Origin of the sequence: Pseudomonas putida, assembly GCF_022627325.1 — a bacterium.
Classification (GTDB): domain Bacteria; phylum Pseudomonadota; class Gammaproteobacteria; order Pseudomonadales; family Pseudomonadaceae; genus Aquipseudomonas; species Aquipseudomonas putida_X.
In genome coordinates this window covers 1-14513 of the sequence record NZ_JAETZZ010000016.1, presented here as the reverse complement: position 1 = coordinate 14513, position 14513 = coordinate 1, and the positions used below count along the sequence as shown (strand labels likewise).

Annotated in this window: 11 protein-coding genes; 8 read left to right on the top strand and 3 right to left on the bottom strand. The window is 55.6% G+C overall.

The genetic code is table 11. The features are described 5' to 3' along the window. Window positions 1-3: 3 nt before the first annotated feature. From JNA92_RS22090 to JNA92_RS22070, 5 genes are all read left to right on the top strand, one after another. Window positions 4-396: an RcnB family protein gene (locus tag JNA92_RS22090; protein WP_241806652.1), complete on the top strand. Its 393-nt coding sequence runs from the start codon at window positions 4-6 to the stop codon at window positions 394-396. A 115-nt stretch (window positions 397-511) separates the two neighbouring features. Beyond that, on the top strand, window positions 512-1789 hold the full coding sequence (locus JNA92_RS22085) for a DUF2254 domain-containing protein (RefSeq protein WP_241806651.1): 1278 nt from the start codon (window positions 512-514) through the stop codon (window positions 1787-1789). 729 nt (window positions 1790-2518) lie between these two features. Beyond that, on the top strand, window positions 2519-2920 hold the full coding sequence (locus tag JNA92_RS22080) for a hypothetical protein (protein ID WP_012269857.1): 402 nt from the start codon (window positions 2519-2521) through the stop codon (window positions 2918-2920). An 81-nt stretch (window positions 2921-3001) separates the two neighbouring features. After that, window positions 3002-4399 (top strand): hypothetical protein, encoded by a 1398-nt coding sequence (locus JNA92_RS22075; RefSeq protein WP_230491487.1) that lies wholly within the window; start codon window positions 3002-3004, stop codon window positions 4397-4399. Window positions 4400-4588: 189 nt separating this feature from the next. Next, on the top strand, window positions 4589-5116 hold the full coding sequence (locus JNA92_RS22070) for a hypothetical protein (protein WP_012269855.1): 528 nt from the start codon (window positions 4589-4591) through the stop codon (window positions 5114-5116). Between the two features lie 101 nt (window positions 5117-5217). Here JNA92_RS22070 and JNA92_RS22065 read toward each other — a convergent pair whose 3' ends face one another. From JNA92_RS22065 to JNA92_RS22055, 3 genes are all read right to left on the bottom strand, one after another. Beyond that, on the bottom strand, window positions 5218-5541 hold the full coding sequence (locus JNA92_RS22065; RefSeq protein ID WP_010951457.1) for a hypothetical protein: 324 nt from the start codon (window positions 5539-5541) through the stop codon (window positions 5218-5220). A gap of 117 nt (window positions 5542-5658) precedes the next feature. Continuing rightward, on the bottom strand, window positions 5659-6333 hold the full coding sequence (locus JNA92_RS22060; protein WP_003253420.1) for a heavy metal response regulator transcription factor: 675 nt from the start codon (window positions 6331-6333) through the stop codon (window positions 5659-5661). 488 nt (window positions 6334-6821) lie between these two features. Continuing rightward, window positions 6822-8165, bottom strand: a complete 1344-nt coding sequence (locus JNA92_RS22055) for an OprD family porin (protein WP_003253422.1) — start codon at window positions 8163-8165, stop codon at window positions 6822-6824. A gap of 403 nt (window positions 8166-8568) precedes the next feature. On the opposite strand from JNA92_RS22055, the gene JNA92_RS22050 reads away from it, so the two are divergent. The 3 genes from JNA92_RS22050 (at window position 8569) to JNA92_RS22040 (ending at window position 14345) form a co-directional block, all read left to right on the top strand. After that, on the top strand, window positions 8569-9840 hold the full coding sequence (locus JNA92_RS22050; protein ID WP_010951456.1) for a TolC family protein: 1272 nt from the start codon (window positions 8569-8571) through the stop codon (window positions 9838-9840). Window positions 9841-9908: 68 nt separating this feature from the next. Next, window positions 9909-11159, top strand: a complete 1251-nt coding sequence (locus JNA92_RS22045) for an efflux RND transporter periplasmic adaptor subunit (RefSeq protein WP_010951455.1) — start codon at window positions 9909-9911, stop codon at window positions 11157-11159. A 24-nt stretch (window positions 11160-11183) separates the two neighbouring features. After that, a complete protein-coding gene (locus tag JNA92_RS22040; RefSeq protein WP_010951454.1) occupies window positions 11184-14345 on the top strand; it encodes a CusA/CzcA family heavy metal efflux RND transporter in 3162 nt (1053 codons plus the stop codon). The last annotated feature ends 168 nt before the right edge of the window (window positions 14346-14513 follow it).

Genomic DNA, 14513 nt, shown 5'->3' with positions numbered 1-14513 from the left:
ACGATGAAAAAAACCCTATCCGTGCTCTGCGCTGCCTTGATGTTCAGCGCACCACTGGCCAGCTTCGCCCAACCCGGCCCGCCTCAGGGGCACGATGGCGACCGCTCGCCTCAGGGCCACCCGCAACAACATGGCAAACCCGGCAACGGCCAGGCTCACTCCTACCGTAATCCAGACTTCCATCCACAACCGGGGATGCCGATACCTCACCAGCAATGGAAACGTGGCCATGTGGTAGACCCGCACTATCGCAACGACCGCTACTGGGTGACCGACTGGCGAGCCCGGCATCTATCCCCACCGCCACGCGATCACCGTTGGCTGTACGTCAACGGCGACTACGTATTGGTGGCCATTGCTTCCGGGGTGATCGTTAGCATCCTCAGCGGATACTAAGGCGTAGAAACCAACAGCCCACCATAAAAACCCGCTTGCGCGGTTTTTTTGCCGGATTCTGGATTGAAACCTCTAGTCTGATAACTATTCGACCAGTCTTTTGAAGGTACTGCACATGATTGCGCGTTGGCGTTGGGTAGCGGGACAACTTACCAAGCGACTCTGGTTCAGAGCCACGCTGTTCTCCCTTCTGGGTGTAGCGACTGCGTTGCTTGCCATCGTGTTCAGAGATTTCATCCCGCACACCTTGCCAACACGCATCGGCGCAGATGCTGTGGACAAGATTCTCGGGATCATTGCCTCCAGCATGCTGGCTGTCACCACCTTCTCATTGAGCACGATGGTCACCGCTTACGGGGCCGCCAGTAGCGGAGTGACACCCCGGGCCACGACCCTTGTCATGGAGGACACCACTACCCAGAACGCCCTGGCCACATTCATCGGATCGTTTCTCTTCAGCCTGGTTGGCATCATCGCACTGAGTACCGGCCTCTATGGCAGCCAGGGTCGTGTCGTGCTTTTTGCGGTGACGCTAGCTGTCGTGACGCTGATCATTTACACACTGCTGCGCTGGATCGATCACCTTTCCAAACTGGGACGGGTCGGAGAAACCATTGACCGTGTGGAAAAAGCAGCGATGGATGCCATAGCACATCGCGCACGCTGGCCCTATCTGGGTGGCTCAGCGTACCCGATGGATCTTGTACTTCCGCTGTCCGCGCAAACAGTTGGCAGCAACCAGACGGGCTACATCCAACATATCGATGTGCAAGCCTTGGGTGCCATTTCCAAAGCGCTCCAGGTGCGGATTTATATGGAAGTCCTCCCAGGGAGTTTTGTGCACGTCGGTATGCCGGTGGCTCGCGTTGTACCATTGAGTGGCGAACACCCTGATGAGCAAAGCCTCAACGACCTGCTGGCGACGCTGACCATAGGCACCCGAAGGACCTTTGAGCATGACCCGAGGTTTGGGCTATGCGTGCTATCGGAGATCGCGTCCCGCGCGCTGTCGCCGGCGGTCAATGATCCGGGCACCGCTATCGATGTGATTGGCCGGGGCCTGAGGACATTGACGCACTGGGGGAAGGCCCACGTTTACGAGCCGGAGCAGGGAACAAGCTGCGAGTGGGTTCACCTGCGAGCATTGACGGTGGATGATCTGTTCGACGATTTCTTTGCCCCTATCAGCAGAGACGGCGCCGCTCTGTTAGAAGTCGACCTTCGATTGCTCAAGGCCCTGGTCAGCCTGGCTCAGATAAACCCCGCGCTTTTCGGGCAGAGTTGCATCAGGCATGGCGACCAGCTTGTGATGCGTGCAGATGCTTCACTCACACTCGCGCATGAAAAAGATCAGCTGAGGGCGGTTCACCTGAAACTCAGGAAGCTTGATTGAACACGCCCAAAGCAAAAAGCCCGCTTACGCGGGCTTTTTGTTGAGAACAACCTGATGTAGGTTCACAAAATAGGTGATAGGCCAGACCCCGTGAAATTGGAATCTTCGCCATTTTTTTTGTGAAATGAAGGGGTGCTTTTCACAGAAAAGCCGAGAAATCCCTACTCACCAATCACAAAAGTTGATTGGCCTGGAAAGGGCCGTTTACGACCGACGCGTGACTTTTCGGTAAGGGATGAGGAGTAGTCGCAGCGATCCTTTAGCTCCTAGTCTGGCGACCTTGGGTTCAGAATCCGACTGGCAATGCCCGCCGTCACTACTTCAGAGGAACCAGCTTCCTCTGCTGCCAAAATTGCGGGGGGCTCATGCTGGTACCCAGGCCCGACAAATGCGCAGTTGCAGCCCTCAATTGCAAGGCTATCCAAAGCGGCACGCGTGTCAATCAAGATCTGATGCATGACGATGGCCGGCCTCACGGAGGTGAAACCGGAGATTCAGATTGACTAAACCGACCCCGTAGACACCAACCTCCACGAAGGCCGCTATCGACCCAAAGCTGTCCTTCAAGAAAGGCAGCTAACGGCGAGAAGCGGTCATTTTGTATCTACAGGTTTCGGGGCGATTCACTCGTCTGATGCTCAGGAGCACCAGGATGGGCGTCAAGGAGGTGGTCATCTTGAGGTGGACTATGCTGACCAGTTGCTCTCAAATCTAATCGTGAGGTCCTCCATGGCAAACCCCAATCTGCTGGCTCTATTCAGAGATGAAGTCCTTCTGACCGGGCCTGAAAGCTCCCTTCCAAGCAACCTATCTCAGTTCTGGCTTGAGGAGCTCCAGAGTCATCTGGAGAGGTATTTCGACGGTTTGAACTCGGATTCAGATGCAGAAGAGAAGGATCTCGACATCTCTCTCCCACTCGCAGCGATCATCCACATCTTGTTCGCGAAGAATGGTGGGGAGGAGATATCCGAGAGCTCTGAAAAGCTGTACGAGTATTTCCAAGACTACCGGCTCGAACTGGCCCTTGAAGAGATCACGCGAAAGACTCATGTGGCTGCCGAGGCTGCAACCATTGAGACCATCTTCACCAACCGAGATGTCCTGGTGGAACAAGGCCCCCTTCTTCAATAGGTACCTCCACCGATGCCATCGCCGGCGGGCACGCTCCGAGGCATTGATGGAATGCATTTTGACGGCTGCCGAGATCAGCGAATGAAAGAAATTGCTGCGCCGATGTTCGATCTAATCGCTTTGTCGCTTCCACGAGGGTTGGGGTTTGGGGACAGCCCGCCAGTAGGGGCATGGCTTAGTGAGGACGGAATTTCTTGTGCCGCTCTAACCCGAAATATCCATGCCGGCAGCTTCGGAATTGTCACCTTGCGGCGTCGTGTCGATAGCGTGTGGGTGCTCCTCAGCCATAGTGAGCGCACCACTGGCGAGTCTGAAGCCCGCGCCTCAATCAGCCATTTTCTCTATACCCAAGCCCATCCGCTTCCACTCCCTTCAGGTGAACGACGACGTGCTCCTCTAAGCAGAATGGGTAAGCGCACACCAAGCGTGGTGTTCAAATCACTATTTGATCCAAGCCGCCGTATTGGGGCGTGGGCGCTGAATCAACTGTATCTCGCACTGCCATCCCCAGACAGAAATTGGGTTCCCGATTGCCAGACTGAGAATTTTCACACCCGCCTCTGGGAAGCCCACCTATTAGCGATTTTTCGTGAACAGGGACTCTTGGTCACCCAGCCTAAAGAATCACCCGATTTTCACATCGAGAATAGGCTGGGAGATGAGGCCTGGGTTGAAGCAGTGACAGCCAACCCGGAAGAGCGGTATGAGCATTTTGGCGCCTCGCCGGTCCCCCCACCCGCTGACCGACATGAGCGTTTCTTAGGAGCGGCTGCAGAAAGGTTTGCGAGGACCATCCAAAACAAATTGGACAAGCGTTACGAATCCCTACCGCACGTGGAGGGTAAGCCGCTCATTCTGGCCTTAGCCGATTTCCATGCGCCCAGTTCAATGCTGTGGAGCAGGGAGTCGCTCATCAGCTATCTCTATGGCTTTGCAGTTCACTCATCTGCGCATCGTGGTACGCACCTGATAACTGTGGAGGAAGAGACATCTCTGCTATCAGGGCGCCCCAACGGCCTATTTACGCTAATGGAAAATGCCCATCTTTCAGCGGTCATTTTCACCAATGCCTGCACAGTGCCAAAGCTCAGCCGAGTGCCGATCTCAGGTGGAGCTCATCTAGACGGGTACCGATACTTGCGGTTTGGTGAGTTTTTCGACCGTTCTCCGGGAGCATCACGAGGTATCCCATTTCTGTTGGATGTAGCGTCCAGCGACTACGGTCAGCTCTGGCCGCAATATGGCTACGAGCCGTGGTCTGCTGAAGTGGAGGTATTCCATAACCCTATGGCACTATACCCGGTGCCTAATGAGTTGATACCAGAAGTCACCCACTGGAGAGAAGTAAACGGAAGAGTCGAGTGCGAATCTTTCTTTGATGTATCCATACTCCGATCCAGAACACTCGTCCTCAGTGCAAACGCTAAGGTTCCGTCACTCGATGAGTTGCTGACAGCAGCCAGTCCTCCAGAGCTCTGACGGCGGCGGGGTGGCCGCATCGTTGCCACGCAGGTAGATGAGAATTTCTCAGCAAGCTACCCAGCCAGGGGAAGGACATGAGATCCCCTGCGCAATTCAGGACCGTTGAAGCGTCACCTCTCTTCGGGTAAAAGCATGACCGTCATACAACGCTACAACAGCGTCATACCCGAGAGCATAGGAAGAAAAATGTCGATCCAAGGACTAAAACGATACTTTGGAAACAAGATTCACGCAGTGATAATGATGGCCCCGCTTAAGCGGGAAATGATACGCCTCGGCATATGCACCCTTATGGCGATTATTCTGAATATCATCTTGTATACCGGCGTTGAAGTAGACGGCACCATCAAGCCGTGGGCAGAAACCCCGATAAAACTGTTTGCATCGTCGATGTTATTCGCCTTCATGATCAAGGCTTTTCTGCCAGTTCTCGGCTGGACGATACTGAAAGCAATGCTGTTGAGTGCGAACAATGCCTTCAGCGGCATACTGAGTTTTTTGGGCAATCAGTTCACAGGCGTCATGTACTGTACCGGAATTATTATGGGTTCTATCACGATTAAATTGTATATGGTTTCCGGGGTTTTAGACTCTGAGTTTGCTTATCTGTCCGCAATCGTATTTGCTTCCGGGGTTTTATATTTCTATGTGCTGCAATGCGCCATTCAAAAAACAATGAGTCCGGCCCTGCGTACACCAGCAGTACCGCGTTAAACCACTAGGCTGTGACTATTCATCTCTGGTGCTCAGTAGGCGCTCGCTCTGCTGAACCCTCACCCATACACAACCATTAATGGACTGGCCCGCCTTCGACTTTATGAAGAAGGCGAGCGAGCACGTGACTGATTGCGCATGTATTCCGAGATGAGACTTTCGAAATTGATGTCCGCCTCCTCAACGAGAATATTGACGTGACAGTACAGCTCTTCAGGACCTCTGAGATAATTGAAAATCCTTGATCTAACGATGCCGCAAACCCCTTCTTTGACCGCCGTAGAGGGGAGGTTGATAACATCGCCAACGCACGGGATAAGAGCTAGGCCATGGTCGCTGTTGAAGACAATGTCAGCTGGACAGGCATCAATGCTGGCATCGGATTGTCCTTGCGAAACCTGCTGATAATCAATGCTATACCTCATGTACAGCCTACCTCATTTGTTGAGTGAGGAATCAGCGCCGCGGATCGTAAACAGAAACCTCAAGTTCGCAAGCGACGGGAGCATGTAGCGGATTTTCGGTACTAGAGAGCTTGGCAACTATCGTTTTTCAAGCACATACCCTACGCCCCGAAGCGTATGTATCAGTTTGGTCTCGAAAGGGTCATCTATCTTGGCTCTGAGTCTTCGAATCGACACCTCTACAACGTTTGTGTCGCAGTCAAAATTCATATCCCAAACCTGCGAAATAATTTGGGTGCGGCTCAGCACCACACCGGTATTACGCATCAGGTAATGCAGTAACGCGAATTCTTTCGTGGTCAGGTCAATGCGCTGACCGTCCCTGAATGCCCTGTGCCGGCTCTGATCAAGCTCCAGGTCAGCGACGCGAATGACCTCTACGGATGCAGGGTGATCTGACCTGCGCATCAAGGCGCGAACCCGGGCCAGCAGCTCAGGGAACTCAAATGGCTTGATCAGGTAGTCATCTGCTCCGTTCTCCAGCCCCCGGACCTTATCCGCCAGCCGGCTTCTCGCCGTCAGCATCATGATACGGGAAGGGCAGTTTTTACGACGCAACAACTCAAGGACCTGCCAACCGTCCATCTCTGGCAGATTTATATCCAGGATAATCAGCTCATATTCGTGCTGCTTAGCCAAGAATAATCCATCTGACCCGGTGTGGACGCAATCTACGACATAGCCACATTCCGTCAGACCTTGACGCACATACTCCGCAGTTTTTACTTCATCCTCAATTACCAGAATTCGCATGGGATTTTGTCTCGATATCACTGAGCAATTAACCGCGCACGCGCGCCGGCATTATTGAAAGGGATGGTAAATCAAAATGAGCGTGCCGGGGCTCAAATGACGGATTTGTAATTTCTAGGTAATACAGTTGATAGTCTGGCGGTATATCTTGTCGCGGTTTGGGTTTGACAGTTGCGGGCCCTCTCTCCAGCAGGTGATTTGACCTTATGAAGTATTGGGTTATTTTCTTCTTTGTGCTGGCTTCGTTCCGCTCAGATGACGGCGAGGTCGCTCACATTGAAGAGACTGGTCATTGGTGTAGTCATGAACTTCACCGGCATGCGATGCGTACAATCGAACGCCTACTTGAATTTTAGGCAAAAAAAGGCGCCCAATGGGCGCCAAATATCCACCTTTTACCAAAGGAGCACTTAAGCCACTCAAGGTGAATTCGTAATGCTCGTTTTACTAATAGGACCAGTTAATGAATAACTGGTCCAGTTAGCGAATTACAGAATCGAAAGCGGGTACTCAATGATCACACGGGTTTCATCCAGATCCGATTCGAATGCAGTGGCACGTGTGGTTGCCTGGCGCAACCGGAAGGACAGATCTTTTGCTGGACCGGTTTGGACAACGTATTTGACTTCGACGTCACGCTCCCAACGCTTCTGATTGTCGAGCGGGTTGCCGTTGTCATCAGTGCGCATGTAGAACTGGTTAGCGTTCGAGTAATCCGCGCCCGAGCCTCTGGCGTAGCGGGTCATGAACGTCAGGCCTGGAATGCCGTAGCTGGTGAAGTTCAGGTCATAGCGCAGCATCCAGGAACGCTCTTTCGGCGAGTTGAAGTCGCTGTACTGGATGGAGTTGTCGACGAAAATCGAGTCCGACTGACGCAGGTAGTCAAAATCGTCGTCGCCGTTGTTGCGCTGGTGCGACAGGGCTAGGGTATGGGCACCGTAACGCACGCCGACCTTGGCACTCCAGATGTTGTTGTCGAATTCACCCAGGCGCTTCTTACCTTCATCTACGGCTTTGTAGTAGTTGAAGCCACCGATCAGCGCCAGATCGTCGCTCAGCGGGTAAACCACGCTGGTGCCGGCGTAGTACTGATTCCAGACGTCTTTCAGCTGGCTGGCGTAGACGCTCACAGTCCAGTTGTCGTTGATCGAGTAGTCACCGCCACCGTAACCGATCCATGGCGAGTTGACCGGGCCGCCGTAGAACGTCACGAAGTTGTCGTTCAGGTTGCTTGAGACCGGCTGGCTCATCGCATGCAGACGACCACCCTGCAGGGTGAGGCCTTGGATGCTGGTGTTCTCAACGGTCACGCCGCGGAAGCTTTCTGGCAGCAGGCGAGAGTCGCCGGATGCAACGACCGGAGTCGATGGGAAAACATCACCTACTTTCACGATGGTATCGAACAAGCGGACTTTGGCTGCGCCGCCGACCTTGGTGTATTCGTCGCGAGCTTCGCCCTTGTTATCAACGGGTAGCACGTCGAAGGAGCTACGGCCGCCGTTGCGCCCATCACCGGTGTCGAGCTTGAGGCCGATCATGGCGAAGGCATCAACGCCAAAGCCAACGGTTCCCTGGGTAAACCCAGAGTTGAATTTGCTGATGATCGCGTGCGCCCAGGCTTCGGAGTAGCCGTTGGTGTTGCCCTTGCCACTGTTATAAGTGGGGGCAGTGCTGTCGCGGTTATCACGGTTGAAGTAGAAGTTACGGTTCAGCACTGTAAGGCTGCTGCCTTCAATGAAGCCTTCTGGCTTGTCTTCTGCCTGTGCCGAAATAGCATAGCTTCCAGACAGCGCAGAAACTGCCGCCAAATACAGTGGTACTTTGATTTTCATCCGATGCTCCTTTGATTCACGGCAGTTTTTATTATGTTTACCGGCGCGGGTGTCGTTAATTGTTCTGACCAGGCGGCGCGCCTAGCGTAGCGCGAGCTCATATTTGCAGGCCGAAGATAACGGGGGGGTGATAGGAAAATTACAATTTCGTCATCTACCTGTTGTTCGGGCCTTCGCACCGCGTGTTTGCCATCTCCGTTGCTTGTAACGAAATCATCGTGTCGGGTTTGGTTTCCCAGTATTTTCGGGCATTACAGGACATTCTTACGGAATTGTAATTTTCTAGCCACCCCTCTGATAGCTACCGCTCATTAGAGTGCCATCACCTAATCAAGTGGGGCTTGGCAGCTGTTTCGGCGTTCTCGCCAAGCTTTATCGAAGTTTGTGCACGAGGACCATCAAAGTGCCCCGGTATAACCGCAATGTCTTACCCAAGACCCCCGTCTCGCCCTGGAAGATCGCTGCACTCTGTGCAGTCATCTCTGGGTTGATGGCGCCTGCAGCCCTTGCCCAAAGCATCAGCTTGCCCCAGGCGCTTTCGACGGCCATGGATGCCAACCCAGACCTGGCCGCGGCCAGGCAAGAAATTGGGATCGCTGATGGTGCTCGCAAGCAGGCCGGGCTTATCCCCAACCCCACAATCTCGTATGACGTGGAAGACACCCGTCGTAACACCAGCCAGACGACTGTCTCTCTCAGCCAGACCCTTGAGCTGGGCGGTAAGCGGGGGGCTCGTGTTGACGTCGCCACATACGGGCAGACCGCCGCACAGCTTGAGTTAGACCGTCGCGTTAACGGCCTGCGTGCAGATGTCGTCCAAGCCTTTTACGCCGCGTTGCGGGCCCAGACAGGTCTCGACCTGGCCAAGCAATCTCTCGAACTGACTGAGCGCGGTCTTCGCATCGTCGATGGCCGTGTTCGCGCAGGTAAGTCGTCCCCAGTGGAGGCGACCCGCGCTCAAGTGCAACTGGCCGAAGCCCAGCTGCAAGTTCGACGTGCAGAAACGGAAAAAGCGACCGCTTACCAACAGCTCGCTCAAATTACCGGGAGCTCAGTCACCGTGTTTGATCGACTCGAATCGCCAACCCTCTCCCCGGGCTTGCCACCTCGCACTGAAGATCTGCTGGCTAAGCTCGACCAAACAGCAGAAATGCGTCAGGCCGTGGTGCAGATAGACAAGAGCGATGCCTCGCTCGGCTCAGAGAAAGCTCAGCGTATCCCGAACCTTACTGTCAGTGTAGGTAGCCAGTACGACCGCTCTGTGCGCGAGCGGGTCAACACTGTGGGCCTGTCTATGCCTTTGCCGCTGTTCGATCGTAACCAGGGCAACATTCTTTCCGCTTCTCGTCGTGCAGATCAGGCCCGGGACCAGCGCAATGCTGTTGAGCTGCGCCTGCGCACCGAAACCCAAACCGCGTTGAACCAATGGTCCACCGCCATGCAGGAGGTCGAGTCCTACGACAAGACCATTCTGCCTTCAGCCCAACAAGCCGTAGAGACCGCAACCCGCGGCTTCGAGATGGGCAAATTCGGTTTCATCGAAGTGCTGGATGCCCAGCGCACCTTGATCGTCGCTCGTGGCCAATACCTCGAATCGTTGGCAGCGGCGACCAATGCGCGTGCGCAGGTGGAAAGGGTTTATGGCGAAGTCGGCTCAACCGCCGGCACTCGCTGAACGGGCCAAACATTTTCTTCGGCACACAGCCTTGAACAAGCCGGTGCCTACGATCAGCAGGAGTAGCAATGGATAACAAACGCAAGATCGCCCTCGCGGTAGCCGCTGTGGCAGCCCTCGGATTTGGCAGCCTTGCCTGGAACAACAGTTCCGGACAGCAGGCCGCCAGTACTGCCGAGCATGGCGCTAACGATGGCCATGGCGACGAAAAGAAAGCCGCATCTGCCGCCAAAGAGGAAGGTGATGAGGGCCATGGTGAAGAAGGCCACAGCGAAGAGGGCGGTGAAGAAGAGGGCAAGCTGACGCTCAGCGCTGAACAGATCAAGGCCGCTGGTGTTGCCCTGGAAGCTGCAGCGCCTCGTGACCTCGGTACCGTCGTGAGCTTCCCTGGCGAAATTCGCTTCGACGAAGATCGTACTGCCCACGTGGTTCCTCGTGTTCCTGGCGTTGTTGAGGCTGTCCAGGCCAACCTGGGCGAGACGGTCAAGAAAGGGCAAGTCCTCGCGGTAATCGCCAGCCAGCAGATCTCTGACCTGCGCAGCGAACAACAGGCCGCACAGCGTCGCGTCGAACTGGCGCGTGTGACCTTCGAACGTGAGAAGCAACTGTGGCAGGACAAGATCTCTGCAGAGCAAGACTACCTCCAAGCACGCCAAGCGCTGCAAGAAGCGGAGATCTCCTTGGCCAACGCCAAGCAGAAGGTCGGCGCAATCGGTGCCTCGGTTAACTCCGTTGGCGGTAATCGTTACGAGCTCCGCGCTCCCTTCGACGCCGTGGTAGTGGAGAAACACCTGACCGTCGGCGAAGTCGTCAGCGAGGCGACCAACGCCTTCATCCTTTCCGACCTGAATCAGGTCTGGGCGACCTTCGCAGTTCCGCCGACAGATCTGGGCAAGGTCACGACTGGCCGTGCAGTGAAAGTCTCTTCGCCTGACATGAACGTCGAGGTCGAAGGGAAGGTGGGTTATGTCGGCAGCCTGCTGGGCGAGCAAAACCGTGCAGCTACTGTCCGCGTCACCTTGACCAACCCCAACGGCGCCTGGCGTCCAGGCCTGTTCGTAAACATTGCGGTCACCTCCCAGACCGATCGAGTTGCCGTAGCGGTCCCTGAGCACGCTGTGCAGACCGTTGAAGACAAACCTTCGGTATTCGTACGCACCCCAGATGGCTTTGACACCCGCCCGGTAAAACTGGGTCGCCGCGACAATGGGTACGTGGAAATCATCGACGGTATTGAAGCCGGCGCCCAGGTAGCAACCAGTGGCAGCTTCACACTCAAGTCCGAGCTCGGCAAAGCTTCTGCCGAACACGGTCACTGATGCGAACTGACAGGATGATTTCTCATGTTTGAACGTATCATCAGATTCGCCATCGAGCAGCGCATCGTAGTAATGATCGCCGTTCTGATCATGGCGGGTATCGGTATCTACAGCTATCAAAAGCTGCCCATCGATGCGGTACCCGATATCACCAACGTCCAGGTGCAGATCAACACTGCAGCGCCTGGTTACTCGCCCTTGGAAACCGAACAACGGATCACGTTTCCAGTTGAAACGGCCATGGCCGGTCTCCCGGGCCTTCAGCAGACCCGTTCCCTGTCTCGCTCTGGCCTGTCTCAGGTCACCGTGATCTTCAAGGATGGCACTGACATCTTCTTTGCCCGCCAGTTGATCAACGAGCGGCTGCAGGTTGCGAAGGAACAGCTGCCAGAAGGTGTAGAGGCCGTCATGGGTCCGGTATCTACCGGCCTCGGCGAGATCTTCCTGTGGACTGTTGAAGCCGAAGATGGCGCGGTCAAAGAGGACGGTACGCCGTACACCCCGACCGACCTGCGCGTGATCCAGGACTGGATCATCAAGCCTCAGCTGCGTAACGTCCCGGGTGTGGCCGAGATCAATACCATCGGCGGTTATGCCAAGCAGTTCCTGGTTGCGCCGGATCCAAAGCGCCTGGCTACCTACAAGCTGACACTCAATGACCTGGTCGCAGCGTTGGAAAGTAACAACGCCAACGTCGGTGCCGGCTACATCGAGCGTAATGGTGAACAGTTGCTCATCCGTGCACCGGGTCAGGTAGGCAATATCGAAGACATCGCCAACATCGTGATCACCAGTGTGGATGGTGCACCGATTCGCATCAGCAGCGTTGCTGACGTCAGCATCGGTAAAGAGCTCCGTACAGGTGCTGCTACTGAGAACGGCCGCGAAGTCGTGCTCGGTACCGTGTTCATGCTGATTGGTGAAAACAGCCGCACCGTATCTCAAGCTGTCGCCGCCAAATTGGCGGACATCAACCGCACCCTGCCAAAGGGCGTGGTGGCTGTGACTGTTTACGACCGTACCAACCTGGTTGAAAAAGCCATCGCGACGGTGAAGAAGAACCTGGTGGAAGGCGCGATCCTGGTTATCGCCATTCTGTTCCTGTTCCTCGGCAACATCCGTGCGGCTCTGATCACCGCGATGGTGATTCCGCTGTCCATGCTGTTCACCTTCACAGGCATGTTCAACAACAAGGTCAGTGCCAACTTAATGAGTTTGGGGGCACTCGACTTCGGCATCATCGTCGACGGTGCCGTGGTTATTGTAGAAAACGCGATCCGTCGACTGGCTCATGCGCAACATAAGCATGGCCGCATGCTCACCAAAACCGAACGCTTCCACGAGGTCTTTGCCGCGGCGCGAGAAGCTCGCCGGCCGCTGATCTTCGGTCAGCTGATCATCATGGTGGTGTACCTGCCGATCTTCGCCCTCACCGGCGTCGAAGGCAAAATGTTCCACCCGATGGCCTTCACCGTTGTGATGGCGCTGCTGGGTGCAATGGTCCTGTCCGTTACCTTTGTTCCTGCAGCTATTGCCATGTTCGTCACTGGCAAGGTGAAGGAAGAGGAAGGCGTGGTCATGCGCACAGCTCGACTGCGCTATGAACCGGTTCTGCAATGGGTGCTGGGACATCGGAACATCGCTTTCTCGGCCGCAGTAGCCTTGGTCGTGCTCAGTGGTTTGCTGGCAAGTCGTATGGGTAGCGAGTTCATCCCAAGCCTCAGTGAGGGTGACTTTGCGATGCAGGCCATGCGTGTGCCTGGAACGAGCCTCACTCAATCTGTCGAGATGCAGCAGCGTCTGGAGAAAGCGGTGATTGCGCAGGTGCCTGAAGTTGAGCGGATGTTCGCACGCTCGGGTACCGCAGAAATTGCATCTGACCCGATGCCGCCGAACGCCTCTGACGCCTACATCATGCTCAAGCCTCAGGATCAGTGGCCTAACCCGAAGAAGCCTCGTGATGAGCTGATTGCTGAAGTGCAGAAGGCCGCAGCGGGTGTTCCAGGAAGCAACTACGAGTTGTCGCAGCCAATCCAACTGCGTTTCAACGAGCTGATTTCGGGCGTGCGTAGTGACGTCGCTGTGAAAGTCTTCGGCGATGACATGGACGTGCTCAACAACACCGCCAACAAGATCGCGGCAGCGCTCAAAGCGGTCCCGGGCTCATCGGAAGTGAAAGTTGAGCAGACATCCGGCCTGCCGGTGCTGACCATCAACATTGACCGCGAAAAAGCAGCACGCTACGGCCTGAACATCGCGGATGTTCAGAACTCGATCGCTATCGCCGTGGGTGGCCGTCAGGCCGGCACGCTGTATGAGGGCGACCGTCGGTTCGACATGGTAGTACGCCTACCAGAGACCGTTCGCACCGACGTAGCGGGTATGTCCAGCTTGCTGATCCCGGTACCTGCCAATGCGGCACAGGGTGCCAATCAGATCGGCTTCATCCCGCTGTCCCAGGTCGCCAATCTGGACCTGCAACTGGGCCCGAACCAAATCAGCCGCGAGAACGGCAAACGTCTGGTTATCGTCAGCGCCAACGTTCGAGGCCGCGATCTGGGGTCCTTCGTTGAGGAGGCGACCGCATCGCTGGACAAGAAGGTGCAAATCCCTGCGGGCTACTGGACGACTTGGGGGGGCCAGTTCGAGCAGCTGCAGTCGGCTGCCAAACGCCTGCAGATCGTTGTTCCAGTCGCCTTGCTGCTGGTCATGACCTTGTTGTTCCTGATGTTCAACAACCTGAAGGACGGCATGCTGGTCTTCACCGGTATTCCATTCGCACTCACCGGTGGTGTTGTGGCGTTGTGGCTGCGGGACATCCCACTGTCGATCTCGGCAGGTGTCGGCTTCATTGCACTGTCCGGCGTTGCAGTACTGAACGGCCTGGTGATGATTGCCTTCATCCGCGGGCTAAGGGAGGAGGGACGAACGCTCAGACAGGCAGTCGATGAAGGTGCATTGACCCGTCTGCGACCTGTTCTGATGACAGCCTTGGTAGCGTCCCTGGGCTTCATCCCGATGGCTTTGGCCACCGGCACCGGTGCCGAAGTTCAGCGGCCATTGGCGACGGTGGTGATTGGCGGGATCCTGTCCTCCACCGCACTGACCTTGCTGGTACTGCCTGCCCTGTATCACTGGGCACACCGCAAGGATGAAGACGGCGACGAGGCCGAAGTGGTTAGCTAACAGCCTCCGCTAAAGAGAAGCCCACAACACGTGTTGTGGGCTTTTTTGTTGTGCGCCAGGCATGGCGCGTTGCGCGTCAGCGCAACCCGCTTGGCTGTGGTGGCCGAGTGGGTGACTTGGAGGTGAAAGTCCTCTACACACCCGGCAAGGGGAAGTGTTAGCCAGAGG